This window comes from Kitasatospora sp. NPDC094019, from assembly GCF_044764505.1.
Lineage (GTDB): Bacteria > Actinomycetota > Actinomycetes > Streptomycetales > Streptomycetaceae > Kitasatospora.
The window spans coordinates 402597-428682 of sequence record NZ_JBIWIF010000005.1 but is presented as its reverse complement, the minus strand read 5'-3'; the positions used below and the strand labels follow the sequence as shown (position 1 = coordinate 428682).

General features: G+C 72.4%; 25 protein-coding genes and 1 pseudogene. 7 read left to right on the top strand and 19 right to left on the bottom strand.

From position 1 onward, the window contains the following. Both ACIQ9P_RS14330 and ACIQ9P_RS14325 read left to right on the top strand, forming a co-directional pair. Positions 1-2309: pseudogene (locus ACIQ9P_RS14330) on the top strand (hypothetical protein); the annotation flags it as partial. Positions 2310-2416: 107 nt separating this feature from the next. Next, positions 2417-3346, top strand: a complete 930-nt coding sequence (locus ACIQ9P_RS14325; RefSeq protein ID WP_030302799.1) for a cellulose-binding protein — start codon at positions 2417-2419, stop codon at positions 3344-3346. A 76-nt stretch (positions 3347-3422) separates the two neighbouring features. Here the strand turns inward: ACIQ9P_RS14325 and ACIQ9P_RS14320 are convergent, their stop codons facing one another. Both ACIQ9P_RS14320 and ACIQ9P_RS14315 read right to left on the bottom strand, forming a co-directional pair. After that, positions 3423-3743: a hypothetical protein gene (locus tag ACIQ9P_RS14320; protein ID WP_402354780.1), complete on the bottom strand. Its 321-nt coding sequence runs from the start codon at positions 3741-3743 to the stop codon at positions 3423-3425. Beyond that, entirely contained in the window at positions 3740-4540 is an 801-nt protein-coding gene (locus ACIQ9P_RS14315) for an alpha/beta fold hydrolase (RefSeq protein ID WP_402354778.1), read from the bottom strand. Before ACIQ9P_RS14315 ends, ACIQ9P_RS14320 begins: the two co-directional genes overlap by 4 nt. A 92-nt stretch (positions 4541-4632) precedes the next feature. Between ACIQ9P_RS14315 and ACIQ9P_RS14310 the strand changes: the two genes are divergently transcribed. Further along, a complete protein-coding gene (locus ACIQ9P_RS14310; RefSeq protein ID WP_402354776.1) occupies positions 4633-5637 on the top strand; it encodes an ABC transporter ATP-binding protein in 1005 nt (334 codons plus the stop codon). Between the two features lies 1 nt (position 5638). Next, the gene (locus ACIQ9P_RS14305; RefSeq protein WP_402354774.1) at positions 5639-6403 is read left to right on the top strand and encodes an ABC transporter permease subunit; all 765 of its coding nucleotides are present in this window, start codon (positions 5639-5641) and stop codon (positions 6401-6403) included. A gap of 66 nt (positions 6404-6469) precedes the next feature. On the opposite strand, the gene ACIQ9P_RS14300 is transcribed toward ACIQ9P_RS14305, so the two are convergent. Further along, positions 6470-6793 carry an ATP/GTP-binding protein gene (locus tag ACIQ9P_RS14300; protein WP_402354772.1) on the bottom strand — a complete coding sequence of 108 codons (324 nt, stop codon included), beginning with the start codon at positions 6791-6793 and terminating at the stop codon, positions 6470-6472. A gap of 228 nt (positions 6794-7021) precedes the next feature. Between ACIQ9P_RS14300 and ACIQ9P_RS14295 the strand changes: the two genes are divergently transcribed. After that, complete coding sequence (locus ACIQ9P_RS14295) at positions 7022-8329, top strand: LLM class flavin-dependent oxidoreductase (protein WP_402354770.1); 1308 nt, start codon at positions 7022-7024, stop codon at positions 8327-8329. Positions 8330-8631: 302 nt separating this feature from the next. Here ACIQ9P_RS14295 and ACIQ9P_RS14290 read toward each other — a convergent pair whose 3' ends face one another. Next, positions 8632-9024 carry an SCO5389 family protein gene (locus ACIQ9P_RS14290; RefSeq protein ID WP_030392770.1) on the bottom strand — a complete coding sequence of 131 codons (393 nt, stop codon included), beginning with the start codon at positions 9022-9024 and terminating at the stop codon, positions 8632-8634. Between the two features lie 510 nt (positions 9025-9534). Here ACIQ9P_RS14290 and nucS point away from each other — a divergent pair. Next, a complete protein-coding gene (gene nucS, locus ACIQ9P_RS14285; RefSeq protein ID WP_402354768.1) occupies positions 9535-10194 on the top strand; it encodes an endonuclease NucS in 660 nt (219 codons plus the stop codon). Positions 10195-10210: 16 nt separating this feature from the next. On the opposite strand, the gene ACIQ9P_RS14280 is transcribed toward nucS, so the two are convergent. From ACIQ9P_RS14280 to ACIQ9P_RS14260, 5 genes are all read right to left on the bottom strand, one after another. Further along, positions 10211-12634 carry an ATP-binding protein gene (locus tag ACIQ9P_RS14280; protein ID WP_402354766.1) on the bottom strand — a complete coding sequence of 808 codons (2424 nt, stop codon included), beginning with the start codon at positions 12632-12634 and terminating at the stop codon, positions 10211-10213. Between the two features lie 199 nt (positions 12635-12833). Continuing rightward, complete coding sequence (locus ACIQ9P_RS14275) at positions 12834-13166, bottom strand: STAS domain-containing protein (RefSeq protein WP_402354764.1); 333 nt, start codon at positions 13164-13166, stop codon at positions 12834-12836. A 447-nt stretch (positions 13167-13613) separates the two neighbouring features. Then, entirely contained in the window at positions 13614-14483 is an 870-nt protein-coding gene (locus ACIQ9P_RS14270; protein ID WP_402354762.1) for a 3-hydroxyacyl-CoA dehydrogenase family protein, read from the bottom strand. A 197-nt stretch (positions 14484-14680) separates the two neighbouring features. Beyond that, positions 14681-15331, bottom strand: coding sequence for a response regulator (locus ACIQ9P_RS14265; protein ID WP_402354760.1), 651 nt, complete (start codon positions 15329-15331; stop codon positions 14681-14683). Beyond that, positions 15328-16539: a sensor histidine kinase gene (locus ACIQ9P_RS14260; RefSeq protein ID WP_402354758.1), complete on the bottom strand. Its 1212-nt coding sequence runs from the start codon at positions 16537-16539 to the stop codon at positions 15328-15330. Before ACIQ9P_RS14260 ends, ACIQ9P_RS14265 begins: the two co-directional genes overlap by 4 nt. 156 nt (positions 16540-16695) lie before the next feature. On the opposite strand from ACIQ9P_RS14260, the gene ACIQ9P_RS14255 reads away from it, so the two are divergent. Further along, the gene (locus tag ACIQ9P_RS14255) at positions 16696-17283 is read left to right on the top strand and encodes a hypothetical protein (protein ID WP_402354756.1); all 588 of its coding nucleotides are present in this window, start codon (positions 16696-16698) and stop codon (positions 17281-17283) included. Between the two features lie 8 nt (positions 17284-17291). Here ACIQ9P_RS14255 and ACIQ9P_RS14250 read toward each other — a convergent pair whose 3' ends face one another. The 10 genes from ACIQ9P_RS14250 to atpB all read right to left on the bottom strand — a co-directional run bounded on the left by ACIQ9P_RS14250 (position 17292) and on the right by atpB (position 26038). Then, a complete protein-coding gene (locus ACIQ9P_RS14250; protein WP_402354754.1) occupies positions 17292-17864 on the bottom strand; it encodes a cob(I)yrinic acid a,c-diamide adenosyltransferase in 573 nt (190 codons plus the stop codon). Between the two features lie 268 nt (positions 17865-18132). Next, entirely contained in the window at positions 18133-18633 is a 501-nt protein-coding gene (locus tag ACIQ9P_RS14245) for a DUF2550 domain-containing protein (RefSeq protein WP_030392779.1), read from the bottom strand. A gap of 147 nt (positions 18634-18780) precedes the next feature. Beyond that, complete coding sequence (locus ACIQ9P_RS14240) at positions 18781-19164, bottom strand: F0F1 ATP synthase subunit epsilon (protein WP_030392780.1); 384 nt, start codon at positions 19162-19164, stop codon at positions 18781-18783. Between the two features lie 186 nt (positions 19165-19350). Further along, the gene (gene atpD / locus ACIQ9P_RS14235; protein ID WP_402354751.1) at positions 19351-20796 is read right to left on the bottom strand and encodes a F0F1 ATP synthase subunit beta; all 1446 of its coding nucleotides are present in this window, start codon (positions 20794-20796) and stop codon (positions 19351-19353) included. Between the two features lie 2 nt (positions 20797-20798). Then, on the bottom strand, positions 20799-21713 hold the full coding sequence (locus ACIQ9P_RS14230) for a F0F1 ATP synthase subunit gamma (RefSeq protein WP_402354749.1): 915 nt from the start codon (positions 21711-21713) through the stop codon (positions 20799-20801). A 32-nt stretch (positions 21714-21745) separates the two neighbouring features. Continuing rightward, positions 21746-23320 (bottom strand): F0F1 ATP synthase subunit alpha, encoded by a 1575-nt coding sequence (gene atpA / locus ACIQ9P_RS14225; RefSeq protein ID WP_402354747.1) that lies wholly within the window; start codon positions 23318-23320, stop codon positions 21746-21748. Positions 23321-23490: 170 nt separating this feature from the next. Beyond that, positions 23491-24306, bottom strand: a complete 816-nt coding sequence (locus ACIQ9P_RS14220; protein WP_402354745.1) for a F0F1 ATP synthase subunit delta — start codon at positions 24304-24306, stop codon at positions 23491-23493. Beyond that, positions 24303-24860: a F0F1 ATP synthase subunit B gene (locus ACIQ9P_RS14215; protein ID WP_093860510.1), complete on the bottom strand. Its 558-nt coding sequence runs from the start codon at positions 24858-24860 to the stop codon at positions 24303-24305. Before ACIQ9P_RS14215 ends, ACIQ9P_RS14220 begins: the two co-directional genes overlap by 4 nt. A 34-nt stretch (positions 24861-24894) precedes the next feature. After that, positions 24895-25131 (bottom strand): ATP synthase F0 subunit C, encoded by a 237-nt coding sequence (gene atpE / locus ACIQ9P_RS14210; protein WP_030392786.1) that lies wholly within the window; start codon positions 25129-25131, stop codon positions 24895-24897. A gap of 94 nt (positions 25132-25225) precedes the next feature. Then, positions 25226-26038 (bottom strand): F0F1 ATP synthase subunit A, encoded by an 813-nt coding sequence (atpB, locus tag ACIQ9P_RS14205; RefSeq protein WP_402354742.1) that lies wholly within the window; start codon positions 26036-26038, stop codon positions 25226-25228. Positions 26039-26086 lie beyond the last annotated feature (48 nt).

Sequence of the window (26086 nt, the reverse complement as noted above, 5' to 3'; positions counted from 1 at the left end):
AAGCCGCCGACACCCACGCCGAACACGTCCGCACCGAGGCCGAAACCGCCGCCGCCGACCTCACCGAACGCACCACCACCGAAACCACCCGCCTCCAGGCCGAGGCCGAACGGGCCCTGGAGGCCGCCGGGGACGCCGCCGAGCGGCTCCGGGCCGAGGCCGAGGCCGCCGCCGAGCGGCTGCGCACCGGGGCCGAGGCTTCCGCCGAGGAACTCACCGAACGCACCGCCGCCGAAGCCGCCGCCGTCCGCGAAGCCGCCGACACCCACGCCGAACACGTCCGCACCGAGGCCGAAACCGCCGCCGCCGACCTCACCGAACGCACCACCACCGAAACCACCCGCCTCCGGGCCGAGGCCCAGGCGGCCGCGGCGGAGCTGCGCGAGCGGGCCGAGGCCGAGCGGGCGCTCGCCGACGAGCAGGCCGCGACGGTCCGCGCCGAGGCCGGCCGCGAGCTGTCAGAGGCCCGGGCCACCGCCGCGACGATCCGGGCCGAGGCCGGCGAGGAGCTGGAGCAGGCCCGGCGTGACGGCGAGGAACTGGTCGCCGAGGGCCGCGCCGAGGCCGCCGGGCTGGTCGAGGCCGCCGAGGAGGAGGCCGCCGAGGTCCGCCAGTCGGTGGCCGGGCTGCACGAGACCGCCTCCCAGCAGATCGCCGAGCTCCGGGCCACCGCCGAGCGGGAGACCACGGACCTGCGCGAGCGGGCCGAGCGGGCCGCCGCCGAACTGCGCGACACCGCCGACCGGGAGACCACCGAACTCCGGGCGCTGGCCGACCGGGAGACCGCCCGACTGCGCGACACGGTCGAGCACGAGGTGGCGGAGCTGCGCGCGACCGCCGAGCGGGACACCGCCGACCTGCGGGCCCGCACCGACGCCGAGACCACCGCGCTGCGCGAGCAGACCGAGCTGGAGCTGGCCGCCGAGCGCGAGTCCGCCGAGGCCGAACTGGCCCGGCACCGGGCCGAGGCCCTGGCCTGGGACGAGCAGCTGCGCGCCGAGGCGGACGACACCCTGCGCACCGCCCAGGAGGCGGCCGAGCGCCGGCGGGCCGAGGCCGAGGAACTGGCCGCCCGGACGGTCGCCGCCGGTCAGGAGCGGGCCGCCGGCGACATCGCGGAGGCGGAGGAGTTCGCCGCCGCGCTGCGCGCCGAGGCCGAGGAGTACGCGCTCGCCACCCGCACCCTCGCCGACGACTACGACGCGGACACCCACGCCCGCGCCGACGCCTTCGACGCGGACACCCGCGAGGCCGCCGAGCAGTTCGACAGGTCCACCCGCGAGCACGCCAAGTCCGTCCTGGAGAAGGCTTTCGCGGACGCCGAGTCGCTCGGCGAGGACGCCCGCACCACCGCCCTGGCCACCACCGCCGCCGCCGAGGAGCAGGCCGACGCGATGGTCGCCGCCGCCCGCAAGGAGGCCGACCGGCTGGTCGCGGCCGGCGAGGCCACCGGGCAGGAGGCCGTCGAGAAGGGCCGCTCGGACGCCGACACGCTGCTCGCCGAGGCCCGCCGGGACGCGACCGCGATCCGCGAGCGCGCCGAGGAGCTGCGCGAGCGCACCGACGCCGAGGTCGAGGCCCTGCACGAGCGCGCCCGCAAGGAGAACGCGCAGGCCATGAAGTCGGCCGGCGAGCGGGTGGACGCCCTGGTGACGGCGGCCCAGGACCAGCTGACCGAGGCCGAGGAGCAGGCGGTCGCCACCGTCGCCGAGGCCGAGGACCGGGCGGCGGCGCTGGTCGCGGCCGCCGAGGACCGCGCCAACGAGCTGACCTCGGAGGCGTCGGGCGAGGCCAGCAAGGTCCGGCTGTCCGCCGTCCGCAAGGCCGAGGGCCTGCTGAAGGAGGCCGAGACCAAGCTCGCCAGCTCCACCGACCGCGCCGAGGCCCTGATCGTCAAGGCCGAGGCCAAGCTGAAGTCCGCCCAGGACGAGGCGGAGGAGCGGCTGGAGTCGGCCGCCGCCGAGGCCGAGAAGCGGCTGCGGACCGCCGACCGGACCGCGGACGAGCAGATCGAACTCGCCCGGGCGGAGGCCGAGCGGCTGCTCGACGAGGCCAGGGCCGAGGCGCAGCGGGTCACCGACGAGGGCCGGCGCGAGCTGGACGAACTGGTGCGCCGGCGCAAGGACATCAACACCGAGATCTCCAGGGTCCAGGACGTGCTGTCCGCGCTGGAGGCATTCGAGGCACCGTCACCGGTCGCCCAGGCCAACGGGGGAAGTACCAAGAAGGACGGGGGTGCCAAGGCCGGTGCCGGAATTGGTTCTCCCCGATCGGGTGGCAATCGCTCCAAGAGCGCACCACCCGATTGAGCGGACATTGTCCGCAGGACAACGGCGTTTCGCCGCCGACACTCCGGTACCGTGTCAGGATTCCCTCAACCACCTCAGCGGTTTGACGACAGGAAGCCCAGAACCCCATGAGCGACAGTCACTCCCCTCACGGCTTCGACCTGGTGCGCCGTGGGTACGAACGCGCCCAGGTCGACGAGCGGATCACCAAGCTGGTGGCCGACCGTGACAGTGCCCTGACCCGGATCAGCGCCCTCGAGAAGCGCATCGAGGAGCTCCACCTGGAGACCCAGACCGCCCAGGCGGCGGTCGCCGAGGCGGAGCCGTCGTACGCCGGTCTCGGTGCCCGGGTCGAGAAGATCCTGCGCCTCGCCGAGGAGGAGGCCAAGGACCTGCGCGAGGAGGCGCACCGCGCCGCCGAGCAGCACCGCGAGCTCGCCGAGGCCGCCGCCCAGCAGGTCCGCACCGAGGCCGAGAACTACGCCAAGGACCGCAAGGCCAAGGCGGAGGACGAGGGTCTGCGGATCGTCGACAAGGCCAAGAGCGACTCCGCCCAGCTGCGCGCCGAGGCCAACAAGGACGCGCAGAACAAGCGCGAGGAGGCGGACGCCCTCTTCGAGGAGACCCGCACCAAGGCCGCCCAGGCCGCGCTGGAGTTCGAGACCAACCTGGCGAAGCGCCGCGAGCAGTCCGAGCGCGACCTGGCCGCCCGTCAGGCCAAGGCCGAGAAGCGGCTGGCCGAGATCGAGCACCGGGCCGAGCAGCTGCGCCTGGAGGCCGAGAAGCTGCGCACCGACGCCGAGCGCCGCGCCCGCCAGACCGTCGAGACGGCCCAGCGCCAGTCCGAGGACATCGTGGCCGACGCCAACGCCAAGGCCGACCGCATCCGCAGCGAGTCCGAGCGCGAGCTGGCGGCGCTCACCAACCGCCGCGACAGCATCAACGCCCAGCTGACCAACGTCCGCGAGATGCTGGCGACGCTGACCGGCGCGGCCGTGGCCGCCGCCTCGCTGCCGAACGACGACACCATGGGCGTGCCCGCCCAGCAGTCGCGCTGACGCGTCCCGCGAGCCCCGACGGCCCCCGCCCCTCCCGGGCGGGGGCCGTCCGGTTTCCTCGGCACCGGTGGGCGCCTCAGCGCGGGTAGGCGCCGTCCGGCCGCTGGTGGCCGTGGCTGAGCTGGTTGCCCTCGTCGTCCGAGACGGTGCCGAACCACGAGGTGCACCAGACCGAGACCGAGTCCGGCCAGTACTGCACCTCGAACGGGTGCCCCGACCCGAAGTCGCCGTACGAGGTGACGATGAACGTCTCCCCCGGGCGCATCCAGTAGTCCTCCCCCAGCGGCTCCAGGGTCAGTTCGAGCAGCCCCTCGCCCCGGTTCGTCAACGGGATCCGGCCGGTCACCTCCAACGCGGAGAAGTCCCAGCCGTCGGCCTCCGCACGTTCCTCCCTCATCCCGCCGCCACCACCCGCTCCAGCAGCCGGCGCGCGACCGCGTCGAACGCCTCCGGCGCCTCGATCGCGCTCAGGTGCCCCACCCGGGGCAGCACGGTCAGCTCGGCGTCCGGCAGGGCCCGCGCCATCAGCTCGGCCTCGGTGACGGGCATCAGCGCGTCCTCCGCGCCCGCCAGCACGGCGGCCGGCACCCGGACCCCGGCCAGGACGTCCAGCCGCGCCGGACGGGCCGCCATCGCCCGCTGCGCCCACGCGACGGTGGCCGGCGGGGCGGCGGCGATCATCCCCTCCACCCGGTCCACCAGGTGCTGGGAGTCCGGCCCGAGCTGGCCGGCCGCCGTCCGCTCGTCGAGCAGCAGCCGGACGCTGTCCCGGGCCAGCACCGCGGCGGCGATCCGCTCCCGGTTGGTCCTGGCCGGCCCGGGGTCGGCGGTGGCCTTGGTATTGGCCAGCAGCAGGCCCGCCAGCCGGTCGGGGTGGCGCTCGGCGAAGGCCAGTGCCACGTAGCCGCCCATGGAGAGCCCGCCGAGCACCGTCCGGTCGATCCCGGCGGTGTCGAGCAACCGGGCGACGTCGTCGGCGACGGTGTCCAGCGAGGGCTCCTCGGAGCCCAGCCCGGCACCGCCGAAGCCGCGCTGGTCCGGGGTGATCACCCTGGCCCGGTCCCCGGTCGGACCGGGCAGCGTCTCCAGTTGGGCGGACCACATGGCGGCACTGAGCGGAAAGGCGTGCAGCAGCACGAGGGGTGTTCCGGTACCGCTCTCGCGGACCGACACTGCGGAGGGGAGCTGGGTCATGGGGCCACCGTATTCGGGTGCGCCCGGCGGGCCCACTCAGCGGGCCGCCTTGTCCGCTTTGTCATAGCCTGACGGAGAGTAAGGGAGCAGCGATGATCGAGTTGCACGACCTGACCAAACGTTACGGCAGGACCCTGGCCGTCGACCGGCTGAGCTTCAAGGTCCCGCAGGGTGTGGTCACCGGGTTCCTGGGGCCCAACGGTGCCGGGAAGTCCACCACGATGCGCATGATCCTCGACCTCGACCGCCCCACCGGCGGCCGGGTCACGATCGACGGCAGGAGATACGGACAGCTGAGCGAACCGCTCAAGTACATCGGCGCGCTGCTGGAGGCCAAGGCCGTCCACCCCGGCCGCACCGCCCGCGACCACCTGCTCTGGCTCGCCCAGAGCAACCGGATCCCCGAGCGCCGGGTGGACGAGGCGCTCGCGCTGGTCGGTCTCACCCCGGTCGCCCGCAAACGGGCCCGCGGCTTCTCGCTCGGCATGGGCCAGCGTCTCGGCATCGCCTGCGCCCTGCTCGGGGACCCGGAGATCGTGATGTTCGACGAGCCGGTGAACGGGCTCGACCCCGAGGGCATCCTCTGGATCCGCAACCTGATGAAGCGCCTCGCCGCCGAGGGCCGGACCGTCTTCGTCTCCTCCCACCTGATGAGCGAGATGGCCGTCACCGCCGACCACCTGGTGGTCATCGGCCGCGGCCGACTGCTGGCCGACCTGCCGATGGCCGAATTCATCCGGCGCAACTCCCGCTCCGCCGTCCGGCTGCGCAGCCCGCAGCCCGAGCGGTTGCTCGACGCGCTGACCGGCGCCGGGGTGCGGCACGAGGCGGGCCCGACGGGCTCGGTCGAGGTGGTCGACGGCGACCTCGCCGCGCTCGGCGAACTCGCCGCCGCGCACGGCGTGGTGCTGCACGAGCTCAGCCCGCAGCAGGCTTCGCTGGAGGAGGCGTTCATGCAGATGACGGCGGACGCGGTCGAGTACCACGCCGGCGACGGGCCGGGCCGGGACGCGGCCGGCGCGCCCGGCGTCTGGGGCGCCGACTGGAAGGGCGGTGCCGCGGAGCAGCCGGCCGCCCACGGCACGGAGGAGAACTGAGATGGCGTCCTTCCCCGCGGTCCTGCGCTCCGAGTGGACCAAGATCCGCAGCGTCCGCTCGACGATCTGGACCCTCGCGCTGACCTTCGTGGTCACCCTCGGCGTCGGCGCCCTGCTGTCACTGCTGACCAACAACAACTTCGAGGAGTTCCGCAGCGACAACACCCCGTTCGACGCCACCGGCACCGCCTTCTCCGGCATCCTGCTCGGCGAACTGGCCATCATCGTCTTCGGCGTGCTGGCGATCGGGAACGAGTACAGCAGCGGGATGATCCGGGTCACCCTGGCGGCCGTCCCGCAGCGCGGCACCCTGCTCACCGGCAAGGCCGCGGTGCTCGGGGGGCTCGCCCTGGCCGTCTCGCTGGTGACGGCCCTCCTGACCTTCTTCACCGGCCAGGCGCTGCTCGGCGACCACTCCACCTCGCTGGGAGAGCCGAACGTGCTGCGCGCGGTGTTCGGCGCCGCGCTCTACCTCACGATGCTCTGCCTCTTCTCGGCCGGGGTCACCACGATGCTGCACAACCAGACCCTGGCGCTGGGCGTGCTGGTGCCGTTCTTCTTCCTGCTCTCGCCGATCCTCTCGGCGGTACCGGGCGCCAAGACCGTCGCCCACTACTTCCCCGACTACGCGGGGTCCCGGATGCTGCTGGTCTACGAGCAGCACGGCCAGCCGTACGGGCCGTGGGCGGGCTTCCTGATCTGTCTGGCCTGGACGGTCGCCGCCCTGGCCGGCGGCGCGCTGGTGCTGAAGAACCGCGACGCCTGAGCCCGGCGCCGCCCGGTACCCGCCGGCGCCGGGCAGCGGTCGGCGACCGGCAGCCGTCGGCGCCGGTCAGTACCGGGGAGCGCCGCGGCCTCGGAGCAGGTTCGAGGCCCGGCGCTCCCGCGCGCCCCAGCAGGCCCGGTGCCAGTGCCGGCGGTCCTCCACGCCCGCGCCGTGCAGCGGCCACGCCACCACGTGCCCCGTCCCGGACGGGATCTCCTGGTCGCACCCCGGGCAGCGGTAGTGCCGCCCGGCCGTCCCGGCGACCGTCTGCACCACCCAGTCCTCGCCCCGGTAGTTCTCGGTCCGGCGCATCGAGCCGCCCGTCGGGGCGGACGGTTCCGCCCGGTCCGGGTCGGCGCCGCTCTTGATCCGGTTGCGTCGGGGCGACACGGCGAACTACCTCTCTACGGGGTGTCGGGAACCGTTCCAGCGTACGGCCGCGTGCCGCCCGGACGGGCCACTATCACGGCATCGGAGGATGATCGGCTGTTTCCCGTGAGATCCACCCGATTCTCTGGGAAATTGGTGGTTCGGCGTGCCATTGGCACATGACATGGGCTACTCACGAGGGGACAGGCGGGGCCCGCAGACCCTGCGCGCACCCGAGGAGGCCCCAGGATGACCCGAACCAGTGCCCGCGCCGAGACCCGCCGACCCGTCGGGGTCCGCCCCCCGGCCCCCGGCCCGACGCTGACCCCCACCACCGTGACGGCCGCCGCCGGCACCCCGCTGCCGGCCGACCGGCGCTCCGGTACCGCCACCGCGGACACCGCCCCCGTCCAGGTCGGCGCGTTCCTGCTCTCGGCGCAGTTCCCCGGTCAGACCCACGGGGAGGCGCTGGACCGCACCGTCCGCGCCGCCGTCGCGGCCGAGCAGGCGGGGCTCGACAGCGTCTGGCTGGCCGAGCACCACTTCGTCCCGTACGGGGTCTGTCCCAACGCCGCCACCCTGGCCGCGCTGCTGCTCGGCCGGACCAGGCGGATCGGCATCGGCACGGCGGTCAGCGTGCTCTCCACCGCCCACCCGGTGGCCCTCGGCGAACAGGCGGCACTGCTCCACCTCACCTCCGACGGGCGCTTCACGCTCGGAGTGGGGCGCGGCGGCCCATGGATCGACCTGGAGGTGTTCGGCGGCGGTGTCGACGCCTTCGAACGGGGCTTCCCGGAGCGGCTCGACCTGCTGCTGCGCTGGTTGCGCGGCACCCGGGTGGGCGCGGCCGGACCGCAGTTCACCTTCCCCGAGGTCGCGGTGGTGCCCCGGGCCACCGAACCGCCCCGGCCGCCGGACCTCGGCGCCTGGCTGGGCCTCGACGAGCGGACCGGCACGCTGCGCTTCCCGCGGCAGCGCCAGGACGTCGACGGCGCCCTCGACGAGCTGACGGCCGACGGCCGACCGGTGGCCGGTCCGCCGATGGTGGTCGCCTGCACCTCGCCCGGCGGGGTCCGCACAGCCGCCGAGCGGGGCCTGCCGATGCTGCTGGGCATGCACTCCGGCGACGAGGACAAGCTGCACATGCTGGAGCTGTATCGTTCCGCCTGGCTGGCGGCCGGGCGCGGTGAGGAGCAGCTGCGGCGGATCACCCTCCGGCACGTCGCGGCCGGGGTCGTCCAGGTCGACGACCGGGCCTCGGCGGCCCGGGCCACGCTGCTGCGCGCCATGCCCGGCTGGTTCGAGTTCGGGCTCGGCGCCCACCGCACGGTGGACGGCCGGGAGCGGAAGATGCGCGATCCGCACCAGTACACCGAACTGCTCTGCGACCTGCACGCGGTCGGGACCCCCAGGCAGTGCGCGGACCGGCTGCTGGCCACCGCCGAACGGACCGGCATCCGCCGGTTCGCGCTGCTCGCCGAGGGCAGCGGCGACCGGGACGCCACCCTGCACAACATCGCCCGGATCGGCTCCGAGGTCCTGCCGCAGCTGGGATGACACCCCGGCCGCCGGGCACCCCTCGGGGCCCGCCGGCCGGCATCCGCCCCGGCGCCGGCCCCCGAGCCCGGGGGTGCCGGGCAGGATCCGACAGAGGGGACCCAGGGCGCGGGTTCGAAGAGGCGCCCTGGGGCGCGTCTTCAAACCCCCGCCGTCCGCCCGATGGGCGGGCGGAGCGGCGTTGGGGTGCGTGCATCGGCGGTGCCGAGGAGGGAGTCCATGCGGAGCATCGGCGACCGACGAGAAGCCGGCGAGGTGCGCACCCCAACGCCGCTCCGCAGGCGCGGGTTCGAAGACGCGTCCTAGCAGTCCCGGAGTTCGTCGGACTGGTTGAGGAGTTGCTCGCGGACCGAGGTGAAGCGCTCGTACCGCTTCTTGTTGGCGGAGGACGGCCGGAAGACCGCCACCCGGTGACAGTTCTGGAAGGCCAGCCGGACGCCGAAGTGCCGTTCCAGGGCCCCCCGGATGGCGTCGCTGGCCAGGGCCCGCAGGAGCTGGCCGCGGGCCTGCTCGCTGGGCGGCGGTACATGGTTGTCGGCGAAGTCGGTGCCGTCGACCTCGGCCCGGGCGACCAGCGAGCTGATCAGCTCCCAGGCGTACGGCAGGGAGACGCGGACGCAGTCGACGAACTCCCGCTCGTCGACCTCGTCCCGCGCGGCCTTCTCCAGCAGGGCCGGTGAGACGTCGAGCGACATGGATTCTCCTCTCGCGGTCCGCCCGCGCGGCGCGCGGGCGGTGATGCGTAGTCCAAGTCAGAGCTGAGGGTGAGGGTGGCGGCGCGCCCGTGTCCGGAACACCGTCGGACGGGTGTGACGCCGTCGGACGACCGTGTTTCCGGCAACGCGCCGGGGCAGGGGCGCCACTGGTCCGTCGAGGGACGCGGCCCGGGGCGCCGCCCGCTCAGAACAGCGTGGCAGCCAACGAGGGGCCGGACCGGTGGTTCCGGCGGATTGCTCCGGGAATACGCCCCGGTGCACCGGAATGGCCGGAACCTGTCGGATCGTTCATCTGAAGTCTCCATCCCCGTTGACAGCGCTCCCGCAAGCAAGCCGTCACACACCGTAGCTGTCTCCGGTGATGGCCGCCAGGGTGCCGACAGGCTTTGACGGGATCGCAGGGCATCCATCGTGGCGGGGTTCGCGGATTCTTCACCCTGTCGTCGTGGAATCGCATCAACTGGCCCCAGTGGGCTAGCGTGGTCGACCGTGCGTCTCGTAATTGCCCGCTGCTCAGTCGACTATGCCGGTCGGCTCTCCGCCCATCTGCCCTCCGCCACCAGGCTCATCCTGGTCAAGGCCGACGGCAGCGTCAGCATCCACGCCGACGACCGCGCCTACAAGCCCCTCAACTGGATGTCCCCGCCGTGCGTCCTCAAGGAGGCCGACGGGGTCTGGACGGTGGTGAACAAGGCCGGCGAGAAGCTCATCATCACGCTGGAGGAGGTGCTGCACGATTCCTCCCACGAACTCGGGGTGGACCCCGGGCTCATCAAGGACGGCGTCGAGGCGCACCTCCAGGAGCTGCTCGCGGACCGGATGGAGGTGCTCGGCGCCGGCTGGTCGCTGATCCGCCGCGAGTACCCGACCGCGATCGGCCCGGTCGACATCCTGTGCCGGGACTCCGACGGCGTGACGGTCGCCGTGGAGATCAAGCGGCGCGGCGAGATCGACGGCGTCGAACAGCTCACCCGGTACCTCGAACTGCTCAACCGGGACCCGCTGCTGGCCCCGGTGAAGGGCGTCTTCGCCGCGCAGGAGATCAAGCCCCAGGCCCGTGTGCTGGCCACCGATCGCGGCATCGGCTGCGTGGTGCTGGACTACGACGGGCTGCGCGGCATCGACGACGACAAGCTGAAGCTGTTCTGACCCCCTCGCCGGCCGGTCAACCGGCCGGCGGAGGCGCTGGAGTGGGCGTCGTCGGGCTCGGCGAGCCCGGCGACGTCGCCGTCCCGGAAGGGGTCGGGCTCGGGGGCTGGGTCGCCGTCGGAGAGGTCGCGGACGGGGACGGACTGGGGTCCCCGGTCGGCTGGGTGGTGCCGCCACCTGTCGACCCGCCCGTGGACCCACCGGTCGTCCCACCACCACTCGTACCGCCTGCGGCACCGCCCGTGCCGCCCGCGGTGCCGCCCCCGGGGGGCTGCGGCGGGTTGGGGGCCTGGGTCTGCGGCGGCGTGGTGCCGGTGCTCGCCCCCGGGCTCGGCGAACCGCTCGGCTTCTTCGAGGCCGAGGCCGAACCCGAGGCCGACGGCGAGCCGGAGGGCGTCCGGGAGGCCGTGGTGCCCGTGCTCGGCACCGTACCCGCCGACGACTGCTCCACGACCGGCCCGCCCGTCGCTCCGGTGGCCGGCAACGTCACCGGCGAGGAGGCCCCGGAGGCCGACGGCCGGGGCGGGGAGGGACGCGGCGAGGCGTCGGCCTCGGGCAGCGTGGAGCCGTCGTCGCTGCTGCTGTGCGGGTCGTTGCCCCGGTCCTCCCCGGCCACCGTCAGCCCCACCGCCGTCCCGAGCACGCCCAGCGCCAGCACCGCCGCCGAAGCGGCGATGACCGTCCGCCGGCTCCGGCCCGGGCCCGCCGCCGCGGCGCCGATCCGCAGCGGCACCCGCGCGATGGCCCGGATCACGGGCCTGCGGGCCGAGGCCGGGCCCGCGGACGCCGCGGCCGGGAGCTGACGGCCGTCGGCCCGCAGCAGGTCGAGCATCCGGCCCGCCGCGGCCACCCCGCGCACCTCGCCGAGCTCGGACCGCAGCACCAGCACGGCCTCCAACTCGACGACGGCCCGCCCGGGTTCACGGACGCAGAGGGCGTACACACCCAGCTCGTGCCGGAACCACGCCTCGTCGGCCCCGGCGCCGGTCCGCCGGGCCGCCTCCAGGCCGAGCTCCAGCGCCCGTTCCCAGGCCCCCCAGCGCAGCGCCAGGGCCAGTGCGGGGGCCGCCGCCCGGGCCAGCCGCCGCACCGAGTCGTGCCGCCCGGCGGCCCGGTCGGCGAGCAGCACGCCGATCACCACCTCGGCCTCGGCCGCGATCTGCGGCAGCGAGACCGAGGAGTGCCCGACCCACCAGGAGAAGTGCTGGGCGGCGCCGTCCACGGTGTCCCGGGCCGGCCAGTGCGGGGCGAGCAGTTCCAGCGCCCCGGCGGTCAGCCGGTGATGGCCGCCGATCGAGACCACGAGCCCGGCGTCGGCGAGTTCGGCGAGCGCGCTCTCGCCCTGGCCGACGTCGATCAGGGCGGGCAGGTGCGGGGCGGTCGGGCACTCGCCGCCGAGGGCCACCGCGAGCCTCAGGACGGCCTGCGCGGTCTCGCTCAGGCCCTCGGCCAGCCGGACGGCGGGGAGAGTGGACTCGGCGACCGAGGGCAGCGGCACGGTGCCCCGCAGCGCCGCCTCGCGGACCGCCGGGTCGGGGTCGTGGACGGGCTCCCGGACGGCGCCGAAGACGTCCATCCGGTCCTCCTCGGCGGCCACCAGCGCGTCCACCGCGACGTCCCGCTGCCGCAGCAGCGCGGCGGCCTGGACGAAGCGCAGCGGCAGGCCCTCGGACTCGAACCAGAGGTCCACCGCCCACGCCTTCTCGGCCGCGTCCAGGGGCCGTCCGGCCAGCCGGGCGGCGAGGGCCAGGCAGGCGGACCGCGAGAGGCCGGCCACCAGGTGGTCCTGGAGCCGGGAGTCGGCCGGGAGCAGCGGGCCGTCGGCGGCGGAGGAGATCAGGAAGGCGCAGTCGGGGGCGGTGGCGAGCAGTGCCTCCAGCTCGGCGCCGTCGGGTTCGACCTCGTCGATGACGACGATCGCGCCGACCCCGGCGAGATGCTCGGCGAGCTGGCCCGGGTCGGGGCGGAAGCCGGGGGCGTGGTGGGTCGCGGCGAAGAGCTCCTGGAGCAGGTCGGCGGCGGTGCGCCGGTGGCCGCGGAGCTGGACCACGCCGCCGGGGGCGAGGTCTCCGGCGGCCGCGGCGACGGCCGACAGCAGGGCGCTGCGGCCGGAGCCGGCCTGGCCGACCAGGCGTATCGAGCGCCCCTCGGCGAGCAGGCCGAGCAGCTGGGCGATGTCGGCCTCGCGGTCGAGCAGCGGAAGGTCGGCGGGGCCGGCGCCGAGCGCGAGCGGGCCGACCTGGCGGCCGGGGTCGCCGGCCGGGCCGCGGGCGGGTGTTCCCGGCCCGGTCCGGCGGGGGCGGGGGCGCCACTCCTCGGGGCAGGGCCGGACCTCGGACCCCTCGGGGCCGCCGACGCCCACCAGCAGTCCGCCGGAGACGAGTTCACCGCTCCGGGTGCGCACGGACTCCTGCCGGAAGTCCCCGGTTGGCTGTGCCACGTTCTGCTCCGCCCCACGCTCGCGCCGTCGCCCCGGGCCGGCCGGGTCGTCCGCGACCGAGGGCCGGGCCCCGGCGGCCGTTTCCTGACGCCAGACTCTCGCACATCCGCGGCCGCCCGCGCAGCGTCGCGCCGTCACCGGCCGCCCGGCGCAAGGGATCGCGGGGCCCGGGGGCCGGTGGCGGGGACCGCCGGGGAGGTCAGAGGGCGGGCAGGGTGGCGCCGAGGGGTTCGACGGTGACGCCCTCGACGGCGAGGATGCGGTGCAGCCGGGTGGCCACCAGGAGGCGCTGGAGCTGGGCCGGGACGGAGCGGAGCACCAGCCGGCGGCCGATCCGGCCGGCCCGGCGGTGGGTGCCCATGATGACGCCCAGTCCGGTGGCGTCCCAGAACTCCAGCCGGCCGAGGTCGAGCACGAGGTCGCCGAAGCCGCCGTCGACGGCCTGGTGCAGCCGCGCCCGCACGTCGGCGGCGGTACGCACGTCGAGGCGGCCTTCGAGGGCCAGCGCGGCGTGGTTGCCGGTGATGCGCATGCTCTCCTCCTCCGCGGGGCGGGCCCGGCGTGCCGGGGCGGACCGGGTTCGGCGCCGGTCCTGGCGGTCGGTGCCGCCGGGTGTCGGTGGCTGGGTGGGTGTCGGTGGGTACGGGTGCCGCCGGCGGTGCCGGGTCGGGGGCGGTGACGCTCCGGGCGCCGACCGGGCCCTGCGGCCCCCGCGCGCCGGCCCCGGACGGAATGCCGGGTTCCCCGTCATCCATCTGACGGCGAGCCGGGCCCTCGGGTTGCTGGTTCCGGCCGGATCTGAAGCAACTTCACTCGTCCGAGGGAATATACGCAGGAACTCTCCATACTTACGCTCGATTACCGCCCAAATCACCCGTCTGCGGCACCGGCGTGAGGAAACTCACCAGGCCCGGTGGGGCGGGCCGCGCGGTGGTGGGACCGCGCGGCCCGTCCCCTCCCTCGGCTCAGCCGGCGGCGGTCACTTGCCCGGGTACGGGTAGAACCCGCGGCCGCTCTTGCGGCCCAGGTCACCGGCGGTGACCATGCGCGCCATGATCTCCGGGGCGGCGAACTTCTCGTCCTGGGTCTCGCTGTAGATGTTGTGCGCGGCGTGCAGCAGGATGTCCACGCCGGTCAGGTCGGCGGTCTCCAGCGGGCCCATCGGGTGGCCGAAGCCGAGCCGGCAGGCGGTGTCGATGTCCTCGGCGCTGGCGACGCCCGACTCGTAGAGCTTGGCGGCCTCGACGACCAGGGCGGTGATCAGGCGGGTGGTGACGAAACCGGCCACGTCGCGGTTGACCACCACGACGTCCTTGCCGACGCCCTCGGCGAAGGCCCGGACGGTGGCGAGCGTCTCGTCGCTGGTCTTGTAACCGCGGACCAGCTCGACCAGCTTCATCAGCGGCACCGGCGAGAAGAAGTGCACGCCGACGACGGACTCGGGGCGCGAGGTGGCGGCGGCGATCCGGGTGATCGGGATGGCGGAGGTGTTGGAGGCGAGCACCGCGCCCTCCTTGGCGATCTTGTCGAGCTCCTTGAAGACGCCTTCCTTGACCTCCAGCTGCTCGAACACCGCCTCGACCACGATGTCCGCCCCGGCGACGGCGCCGAGGTCGGTGGTGGTGGTGATCCGGCCGAGCGCCGCCTCGGCGTCCTCGGCGGTGAGCCGGCCCTTGGCGACGAACTTGTCGTACGAGGCGCGGATGCCGTCGAGACCGCGGCGCAGCGCCTCCTCGGTCACGTCGCGCAGGACCACCGGGTGCCCGGCCTGCGCGGAGACCTGGGCGATGCCGGCGCCCATCAGGCCGGCCCCGATCACGGCGATCTGCTTGCTGGACGCACTGCTCATGGCTTGGTCTCCCGATGCCGTCGTCGCCCTGGTGGGCGGGCCCTGAAGGCGGCTCAAGGCAGGGGTCACCCACCGAGCCGCATCACTCATGGGCCGGACTTTAATGCCGATCCGGCGCCCGTGGTGGTATCCGGGGGTGTGATCTGCGACAGACCTGAGCAAGCGAGAAGGTCGGTTGATCAGATCGATCCGACCGGTCAGATCATCAGCCCCAGATCCTGGGCCAGGATCGCCGCCTGCACCCGGCTGCGCAGCCGCAGCTTGGCCAGGATCCGGCTGACATGGGTCTTGGTGGTCGCCTCCGCCATCTCCAGCCGCCCGGCGATCTCACCGTTCGACAGCCCGGCGCCGATACAGGCCAGCACCTCGCGCTCGCGCGGCGTCAGGCCGTCCACCGCCGCCCGCACCTCCGGTCCCACCCGCCGCTCCGGACGGGCGAAGGTCCCGATCAGCCGGCGGGTCACCGAGGGCGCCAGCATGCCGTCCCCGCGCGCCACCGTGCGGATGCCGTCGACCAGGGCGTCCGCCTCCAGGTCCTTCAGCAGGAACCCGGCCGCCCCGGCCCGCAGCGCCCCGTAGACGTACTCGTCCAGGTCGAAGGTCGTCAGCACCAGGACCTGCGCCGCGCCGGCCGCCACCACCTGGCGGGTCGCCGAGACCCCGTCCAGCCGCGGCATCTGCACATCCATCAGGACCACGTCGGGCCGCAGCTCCAGCGCCAGCCGGACCGCCTCCTCGCCGTCCGCCGCCTGCCCGACCACCTCCAGGTCCGGCTCGGCCCGCAGGATCATCACCAGCGCCGCCCTGACCGCCGCCTGGTCCTCCGCGACCAGCACCCGGATCGTCATGCCCGTCCCACCCCTTCCTCGGTCGTCTGATCCCTCGGCAGCACCGCGCGCACGCTCCAGCTCCCGTCGGCCGGCCCGGCCTCGAAACTGCCGCCCAGCAGCGAGGCCCGCTCCGCCATGCCGACCAGCCCGGCCCGAGCGCCCGGCAGCGCCTGCCCGGCCCCGCTCCGGAACGGGCTGTCGACCCGGATCCGCAGCTCCTCGGCCCGGAAGTCCAGCAGCACCCGGACCTCTCCGGGGCCGGCGTGCTTGAGCGCGTTGGTCAGCGACTCCTGCACGATCCGGTACGCCGCCAGCCCGACCGGCACCGGCAGCGCCCCGCGCTCGCCCTGCTCGGCCAGCTCGAAGTCCAGCCCGACGTCCCGCCCGGCCGCCCGGGCCTTGGCGAGCAGCGCGTCCACCGCCGACAGGTCCGGCGCGGCGTAGGACTCGTCGGCCTCGCCGCCGCCGCTGTCCCGCAGCAGTCCGACGATGCGGCGCATTTCGGCCAGCCCCTGAACGCTGTTCTCGCGGATGACGCCCAGCACCTCCAGCACCGGATCGTCGACCGCCCGGCCCTGACGGCGCGCCAGCGACTGCGCCCCGGTCGCGTGGATCGCGATCGCGGACAGGTGGTTGGCCACCACGTCGTGCAACTCGCGGGCCATCCTGGACCGTTCGGCGACCACCGCCTCGCGCCGGTCCATCTCCGAGAGCAGCGCGGTCTGCTCCGCCCGCAGCCGTTGGGACTCCGCCTCCTGCCGGTGCTTGCGCACAATGTCGGCGCTCCACAGCGGGCCCAGGAAGACCAGGGTGGTGATCACGACCACCGCGACCGCCGTCCCGGTGTCGCTGTACACGAAGGTCAGGGTGGTCAGCACCAGCACCGAGGCGGTGCCGGTGACGTGCAGGACCGGCGACATCCGCCGGGGCCCGTACACCACCGCCGCGTAGAGCAGGTCGGTGTACATCATGGTGGTCGCCAGCAGGGCGCCGGAGAAGATGCTGCCGGCGAAGACCAGTCCGCCGAGGACGGCGATGGTGATCGGCCTGGTCCGCCGGACCAGCTCCAGGGCCGCCATCGCCAGCAGCGCCGGCAGCACCTGCCAGCGCGGGATGGACGAGGACTGGTCGTACACCTGGAAGGCGATCAGCAGCAGTCCGCCGAGCAGCCCGGCCAGCGCGATCGAGGCATCGACCTGCCGCGGGGTGGGTGTGGGTCTGCGCACGACCCCATCAGATCATCCCCGGCCCCGCGGCCGACTCCGGAGCCGGGAGGAGTCCGGCTACATCGAAAGGTGCAGCCCGGGACCGTCCCCGCCGACGACGCGCGCGCGGAGGTCGCCCGGGGAGGCTGGAAGCGTCGTCGAGAGCTGGAGCACACCATGATCGTCACCCTTGTCCTCGCCGCCGAGGTCGCCTTCTGGGTGGTTCTCGCACTGGGCCTGGCCGCCCGCTACCTGCTGCGGTGGCGGAAGGTGAGCACCGTCCTGCTGGTCGGGCTGCCCGTGATCGACCTGGCGCTGTTCCTGCTCACCTTCCTCGACCTGCGCGGCGGCGCCACCGCCTCCTGGACGCACGCGCTCGCCGCGAGCTACCTGGGCTTCTCGGTCGGCTACGGACCGTCCGTGGTCCGCTGGGCCGACGACCGGTTCCAGCACCGCTTCGGCGGCGGGCCGAAGCCACTGCCCGCGCCCAAGTACGGCACCGAGCGCGCCCGGCACGAGTGGGCGATCTGCCGGCGCACCCTGGTCTCGGTGGCGATCACGATCACCCTGATCACCGCGCTGAAGCTGTTCACCGACGCCACCGGGACCGGCGTGTTCGACCAGTGGTACTGGCGGCTGGGCATCGCCGCGGTGGTGAACACCGTAATCGCCACGAGCTACACCCTCTGGCCGAAGCAGCCGCCGGCCGACGCGATCGTCGAGGACGGCCGGATCGTCGGCCGGCACTACCCGGGGCAGCCCTGAGGCGTGCCTCAGCGGTTCTCGCCCGGCACCCAGAGCACGTCCCCGCGCTCCTTGTTGGCGGCCCGGGCCAGGATGAACAGCAGGTCGGACAGCCGGTTGAGGTACTTGGCGGTCAGCGGGTTGACAGTGTCCCCGTGGGTCTCGATCGCCGCCCAGGTGGCCCGCTCGGCCCGCCGCACCACGGTGCAGGCCAGGTGCAGGTACGCGGCGCCGGGGGTGCCGCCGGGGAGGATGAAGCTGCGCAGCTTCTCCAGCTCCGCCAGGTAGTGGTCGCAGTCAGTCTCCAGCTTGTCGATGTAGGACTGCTCGACCCGGAGCGGCGGGTACTTGGGATCCTCCACCACCGGGGTGGCCAGATCGGCGCCGACGTCGAAGAGGTCGTTCTGCACCCGGGTGAGCACGGCGGCCACGTCGTCCGGCAGCGCCCCGGCGGCGATCGCCACGCCGATCGCGGCATTGGCCTCGTTGGTGTCCGCGTAGGCGACCAGCCGGGGATCGGTCTTGGTCGTGCGGCTCATGTCGCCGAGCGCCGTGGTGCCGTCGTCGCCGGTACGGGTGTAGATGCGCGTCAGATTGACCATGCGGCCACCCTAGCCGGGCCGGTTAGGCGGCGTTAACCCCTGCCCGTCGCCACGCGACGTCGACCTCCCCCACCCCGAGGGTCCGTCGCCACGACGTCGACCTCCCCCAGCCTCCGGCCGGGGGGACCCCCACCCCGAGGGTCCGTCGCCGCGACGTCGACCTCCCCCAGCCTCCGGCCGGGGGGACCCCCACCCCGAGGGTCCGTCGCCGCGACGTTGACCTCCCCCAGCCTTTGGCCGGGGGGACCCCCACCCCGGGGGTCCGTCGCTACGCGACGTTGACCCTCTGCCCGGGCGGGGCGGCTTCGAGCCAGGCGAGGAAGCCGGTGAGCGCGTCCTCGCTCATGGCGAGCTCCAGCGGGGCGCCTTCGTGCAGGCAGCGCAGGACGACCGAGCCGGAGAGCAGGGCGAGCTCCTCCTGCCCCTCCGGGTAGCGCCGGCCCAGCACCTCGATCTCCCGGCGCGGCAGCACCTTGCGGGGGCGCGGGGCGTAGGAGAAGACCCGGAACCACTCGATGGAATCACCGCTGTACCGGCCGATACCAAAAACCCACCCCTTGCCATCGGTCTGGGGGACCGGGGCCGAGGTGGGTTTGCCGTTCTCGTCGAGGTCGGGCTGCGTGGAGGCGTCGACCGGCATTTTGAGCCGGTAACTGCAGTCGAAGGTGCCGCCCACCCGCTGGATCACACGGCGGCGTACCGCGAACGCGACCAACCCGATCACTCCGAGCGCCACGACCGCCGCACACACCACAAGGGCGAGGACCATGCTCACCTACCTCCTCGCTACCCGCGTTCCCCGTTCGGCCGTACCAGGCGACCGCGTTGACCTACCAACTGAGACGACAGTCCCGGGGTCACGCTCACGCGTCCCCGGGACCGTCGGTCGACCCCGCTCAGGCGGGGTCCGGCACGATCAGGCGCGGGCCTTGAGGCCGCGCGCCGCGAAGAGCCGGACCTCGGCACGCCGCTCGGCGTGCTCGTCCAGGTCGGACTTGGCCTTGTCCAGTGCGCGCTCGGCGCGCGCGACGTCGATCTCGTCCGCCAGCTCGGCGATCTCCGCGAGCAGAGACAGCTTGTTGTCGGCGAAGGAGATGAAGCCGCCGTGGACAGCGGCGATCACGGTGCCGCCGTCCGTGGTGCGGATGGTGACCGGACCGGTCTCCAGCACGCTCAGCACCGGGGTGTGACCCGGCATGATGCCGGTGTCACCGGAGGCCGTACGGGCGACGACGATGGTGGCCGCACCGGACCACACCTTGCGGTCGGCTGCGACCAGCTCGACGTGCAGCTCAGCCAACGTGGGCTCCTAGGCTCATGCAACGCCCGATTACTCGGGAGTTTCGGTAAGAATAACGGGCCCGCGCCCCCGGCATGAAACCGGCGGCACGGATTTGACCGGAATCACAGCCGATGCGACGCGAGGGGTGGGTCCCAGGGCTGGGGCCCACCCCTCGCGATCACGCTCGGCTGCTACCGGCCGCGACTACTTCTTCGCGAGCTCGGCGGCGTTGCGCTGGAGGTCCTCGATGCCACCGCACATGAAGAACGCCTGCTCCGGGACGGAGTCGTACTTGCCGTCCGCGATCGAGTTGAACGCCTCGATGGTCTCGGACAGCGGCACGGTCGAACCCTCGACACCGGTGAACTGCTTCGCCACGTAGGTGTTCTGCGAGAGGAAGCGCTCGATGCGACGGGCACGGTGGACCGTGATCTTGTCCTCCTCCGACAGCTCGTCCATACCGAGGATGGCGATGATGTCCTGGAGGTCCTTGTACTTCTGCAGGATCCCCTTGATACGGATGGCCGTCTCGTAGTGGGTCTGCGCGATGTACCGCGGGTCGAGGATGCGGGACGTGGAGTCCAGCGGGTCGACGGCCGGGTAGATGCCCTTCTCCGAGATCGGGCGCGACAGAACGGTCGTCGCGTCCAGGTGGGCGAAGGTGGTGGCCGGGGCCGGGTCGGTCAGGTCGTCCGCGGGGACGTAGATCGCCTGCATCGAGGTGATCGAGTGACCGCGGGTCGAGGTGATGCGCTCCTGGAGGAGGCCCATCTCGTCGGCCAGGTTCGGCTGGTAGCCCACCGCGGAGGGCATACGGCCGAGCAGGGTCGACACCTCGGAACCGGCCTGGGTGAACCGGAAGATGTTGTCGATGAAGAGGAGCACGTCCTGCTTCTCGACGTCACGGAAGTACTCCGCCATGGTCAGCGCGGAGAGCGCGACCCGCAGACGGGTGCCCGGCGGCTCGTCCATCTGGCCGAAGACCAGCGCGGTCTTGTCCAGAACGCCCGAGTCGACCATCTCGTCGATGAGGTCGTTGCCCTCACGGGTACGCTCGCCGACGCCGGCGAAGACCGACACACCACCGAAGTTCTCGGCGACGCGGTAGATCATCTCCTGGATCAGAACGGTCTTACCGACACCGGCACCACCGAACAGACCGATCTTGCCACCGGTCACGTACGGGGTGAGGAGGTCGATGACCTTGATGCCGGTCTCGAACATCTCGGTCTTGGACTCGAGGTCCTTGAAGTCGGGGGCCTTGCGGTGGATCGGCCACCGGACCTTGACCTGCGACTCGAACTCGTCCTTGTCGACGTTCAGCACCTCACCGAGGGCGTTGAACACCTTGCCCTTGGTGATCTGGCCGACCGGCACCGAGATGGCCGCACCGGTGTCGGTGACCTGCGAACCGCGGACCAGGCCGTCGGTCGGCTGCATCGAGATGCCGCGGATCAGGCCGTCGCCGAGGTGCTGGGCGACCTCGAGGGTGAGGATCTTCTTGCCGCTGCCGTCGGGGTTGTCCACCTCGACGTGCAGGGCGTTGAACATGTTCGGGATCGCGTCGACGGGGAACTCCACGTCGACGACCGGGCCGATGACCCGCGCGACGCGGCCCGTCGCCGTGGTCGGCTCAACAGTGGTAGTCATACTCATTCGCTCCCGCGGCTCGCGTCAGCGAGCGCGTTGGCGCCACCGACGATCTCGCTGATTTCCTGGGTGATCTCGGCCTGACGGGCCGAGTTGGCAAGCCGCGTGAGCGACTTGATGAGCTCGCCGGCGTTGTCCGTCGCGCTCTTCATCGCGCGGCGGCGGGCGGCGTGCTCGGAAGCGGCCGACTGCAGCAGCGCGTTGTAGATCCGGCTCTCCACGTACCGCGGCAGCAGCGCGTCGAGGACGCCCTCCGCCGACGGCTCGAAGTCGTAGAGCGGGAAGATCTCCGTCTTCGCCGCCGACTCCTCGCCGACCCGGACCTCGTCGAGCTTCAGCGGCAGCAGGCGCGCCTCGACGGCGGTCTGCGTCAGCATCGACTCGAACTTGGTCGAGATCACGTGGACCTCGTCGACCCCGCCGGTCTCGGCCGTGAACGCCTCGATCAGCGCGGCGGACACCAGCTTGGCGTCGCCGTAGGTCGGCTTGTCGGAGAAGCCCGTCCACGACTCCGCGACCGTGAGGTCACGGAAGCCGTAGTAGGAGACACCCTTGCGGCCGACCGCGTACGTCACCACGTCCTTGCCCTCGGACCGCAGGCGCTCGGCGAGCGCCAGCGAAGCCTTGATGGCGTTGGACGAGTAGCCGCCCGCCAGACCGCGGTCCGCCGTGATCAGCAGGACGGCGGCACGGGTGGCGTTCGGGTTCTCGCTGGTGAGCGAGTGCTTGGCGTTGGACCGGGTGGCCACCGCCGTCACCGCCCGGGTGAGCTCATCGGCGTACGGGGTGGAGGCGGCCACCGCGCGCTGCGCCTTACCGATGCGCGCCGCGGAGATCATCTCCATCGCCTTGGTGATCTTCTTCGTCGCGGTGACAGAGCGGATCCGGCGCTTGTAGACCCGAAGCTGTGCTCCCATGGGTCGTTACGTCCTTTCCCTCGCTACCGGACTCAGGCCTGCTCGGAGAGCAGCTTGCCGTCAGCGGTCTGGTACCCCTGCTTGAACTCGCCGATCGCGGCGGTCAGCGCGTCGACGGTGCCGTCGGCCAGCAGACCGGTCTCGACGATGCCGGCGAGCAGGTCCTTGTGCTGCAGGCGCACGTAGTCCAGGAACTCGCGCTCGAAGCGGCGGATCTCGGCGACCGGGACGTCGTCCAGCTTGCCGGTGGTACCGGCCCAGATGGAGACGACCTGCTCCTCGACCGGGAACGGCTGGTACTGGCCCTGCTTCAGCAGCTCGACCATGCGCGCACCGCGCTCCAGCTGGGCCTTGGAGGCCGCGTCCAGGTCGGAGCCGAAGCCGGCGAAGGCTTCCAGCTCACGGTACTGGGCGAGGTCCAGACGCAGACGGCCGGCGACCGAGCGCATGGCCTTGATCTGGGCGGAGCCACCGACGCGGGAGACCGAGATACCGACGTTCACGGCCGGGCGGATGCCGGCGTTGAACAGGTCGGATTCCAGGAAGCACTGGCCGTCGGTGATCGAGATGACGTTGGTCGGGATGTACGCCGACACGTCGTTGGCCTTGGTCTCGATGATCGGAAGACCGGTCATCGAGCCGCCGCCGAGCTCGTCGTTCAGCTTCGCGCAGCGCTCCAGCAGACGCGAGTGCAGGTAGAAGACGTCGCCCGGGTACGCCTCGCGGCCCGGCGGGCGGCGCAGCAGCAGGGAGACGGAACGGTATGCCTCGGCCTGCTTCGACAGGTCGTCGAAGATGATCAGGACGTGCTTGCCGTCGTACATCCACTCCTGGCCGATGGCGGAGCCGGTGTACGGAGCGAGGTACTTGAAGCCGGCCGGGTCGGAGGCGGGAGCGGCCACGATGGTGGTGTACTCCAGCGCGCCGGCCTCCTCCAGGGCGCCACGGACGGACGCGATGGTGGAGCCCTTCTGGCCCACGGCGACGTAGATGCAGCGGACCTGCTTCTCCGGGTCGCCCGAGCGCCAGTTGTCGCGCTGGTTGATGATCGTGTCGACAGCGACCGCGGTCTTGCCGGTCTGGCGGTCGCCGATGATCAGCTGGCGCTGGCCGCGGCCGATCGGGGTCATCGCGTCGATGGCCTTGATACCGGTCTGCAGCGGCTGCTTGACCGACTTGCGGGCCATGACGCCCGGGGCCTGCAGCTCCAGGGCGCGGCGACCGGTGGCGGCGATGTCGCCCAGACCGTCGATCGCGTTGCCCAGCGGGTCCACGACGCGGCCGAGGTAGCCGTCGCCGACCGGCACGGAGAGGACCTCGCCGGTGCGGCGCACCGTCTGACCCTCCTCGATGCCGCCGAACTCACCGAGGATGACGACACCGATCTCGCGGGTGTCGAGGTTCAGCGCGAGGCCGAGCGTGCCGTCCTCGAACTTCAGCAGCTCGTTCGCCATGACCGAGGGCAGGCCCTCGACATGCGCGATGCCGTCCGCCGCGTCAGTGACCGTGCCGACCTCTTCCACAGAGGCGGCGTCCGGCTGGTACGACTGGACAAAGTCGGCCAGCGCGTCCCGGATCTCCTCCGGACGGATCGTAAGCTCCGCCATCAGGCTTCCCTGCTCTCCTAGTTTGCGATCCTCGGCCCGCCATTGAGGGCCGCAAGTGCTCGACTCTCGGCCGGGTCGTATGAACCGGCCGTACGTTTTGCCGACTCCGATGGGAGCCGGTTCCCCGACCGAGGGTCGGATGTGCTGCTTCGGTGCTCAGCCTTCGAGGCTCAGCCTTCGAGGACCTGGCGAGCGCCTTCGAGGCGGCTCGACACGGTGCCGTCGATGATCTCGTCACCGATCTGCACCCGGACACCGCCGACGACCTCGGGGTCGACATCGATGTTCAGGTGGACCTGGCGGCCGTACAGCCGGCCGAGGGCGCCCGAGAGGCGGTCCTTCTGGCTGTCCGACAGCGGCACCGCGGTGGTGACCTGGGCCACCATGCGATCGCGCCGGGCGGCGGCGAGCTTGGAGTAGGACTCCAGGCCCTGCTCCAGGCTACGTCCACGCGGGTTGTTGACGAGGCTGGTGACCAGCCGCACGGTGCCCGCGTTGGCGCGGCCGCCGAGCAGCTTCTTGATCAGGCCCGCCTTGGCGACGGCGCCCGCCTTGGGCTCGGTCAGCGCGGCGCGCAGCTCGTGCGAGCCGCTCACCACCCGGCCGAACCGGAAGAGCTCGTCCTCGACGTCGTCCAGGGCGCCGGCCCTGTCGGCGGCGATGACCTCGGCGTACGCGGCCAGCTCCTCCACGGCGTCGACCAGGTCACGGCCACCCGACCAGCGGGAGCGGACCAGGCCGGAGACCAGGTCGACCGTCTCGCCGGAGACCTGGCCGGCCAGCAGCGAGGAGACCAGCTGCGCCTTGTCCTGACCCGACCGGGACGGGTCGGTCAGGATCCGGCGCAGCGAGACCTCGCGGTCCAGCAGGCCCGTGACGGCGGTGAACTCCTCGGCGATCCGGGCCGGGTCCACCGCAGTGGAATCGGTCAGGCTCTCCAGGTTCTGCCGCCCGGCGGCGAGGGCCTCACGGCTGGCGCCGATCACTTCGCCGCACCCTGAGCAACGGCGGCCTTGGCCTCCAGCTCGTCCAGGAAGCGGTCGACGACGCCGCTCTGCCGCGCCTGGTCCTCAAGGGACTCGCCCACGATGCGGGACGCCAGCTGGGTGGCCAGCGAGCCCACGTCCTGGCGCAGGGCGGCGGTCGCCTGCTTCTTGTCGGCCTCGATCTGGGCGTGGCCGGCGGCGACGATGGCCTCGCGCTGACGCTGGCCCTCCTCGCGCATCTCGACGAGCTGGGCAGCGCCCTGCTCGCGAGCCTGCTCGACGATGCGAGCAGCCTCGTGGCGCGCCTCGGCGAGCTCGGCGCGGTACTGCTCAAGCAGGGCCTGCGCCTCGTTCTGAGCGGCCTCGGCGCGCTCCATGCCGCCCTCGATGGCATCCCGGCGCTCCGCCAGCACCTTCTCGATGCTGGGGAGGATCTTCTTGCCGAGGAGACCGAAGACGATGAAGAAGCAGAGCAGGCCGATGATGATCTCGGGCCAAGCGGGGAGGAGAGGGTTCATCTTCTCCTCGGCCGCGAGCTGAGCCGCGATGCTCATATCTGGACCTTCCTCGAATGGGTCTGCGGCGGGATTACTTGTTGCCGAAGACGAACGGCATGACGATGCCGATCAGCGCGAGGGCCTCGGTGAGCGCGAAGCCGATGAACATGTTGGAGCGGATGAGGCCGACGGCCTCGGGCTGGCGGGCCATGGCCTGGACGCCGTTGCCGAAGATCAGACCGACGCCGATGCCGGGGCCGATGGCGGCGAGGCCGTAGCCGATCGAGGCGACGGAACCGTAGACAGTGCCCTCAGCGAGGAAGCTCATTGCAGTTGTCCTTTGCAGGGTGGTGAACCGGTGGTGATTGGCCACCGGGCATTCCGGGAGGTGTGGATCGGGGCGGGCCCTGGCGGGCCCGGGCTCAGTGCGCCTCTTCGAGGGCACCGGCGATGTAGCTGCTGGCCAGCATCACGAAGATGTATGCCTGCAGGAACTGGACCAGCAGCTCGAAGGCGGTGAGGCCGACGGCGACGATGAACGAGGCCGAGCCGTACAGCGCGCCCAGGGTCGGGCTGAGCAGGTACCAGGAGGCGATGGAGAACATCACGATCAGCAGGTGGCCGGCGAACATGTTCGCGAAGGCTCGGACCGCGAGCGTGAAGGGGCGCACGAAGATGTTCGAGAAGAACTCGATCGGCACCAGGATGAACATGACCCAGCCCGGGATCCCCGACGGCCAGCAGAGGTTCTTCAGACCACCGACGAAGCCGTGGTTCTTGAAGGTCAGACCCATGTAGGTGACCCACACGACGCCCGCGAGGCCGGCCGGGAAGGCGATCGCCGCGGTCACCGGGAACTGGGCGAAGGGGATGACCGACAGGATGTTCATCAGCCAGATGATGAAGAACATCGAGACGAGCATCGGGACGTACTTCTCGCCCCGCTTGCCGATCGTCTCCAGAACGATGGAGCGCTTGACGAAGTCGTAGCCGATCTCACCGACCAGCTGCAGCTTGCCGGGGACGAGCTTCGGCTTCGCGAAGGCGGCCCAGAAGAAGCCGATGACCAGGACAGCCACGATCATCGACAGCAGCATCGGCTTGTTGAACTCGAAGCTGCCGATGGTGAAAATCGGCTCGAACTGGAACTCGTTCAGACCCGGGGCCGGGAAGCCGCAGCCAGCGTCCCCGAAGTGGCAACTGCCTGAGGCGAGGGACGTGAGTTCAGCACTCACCACGGACTCCTTCGTCGTGACGCATGGTTACGGCAACCTCGGTGTGTC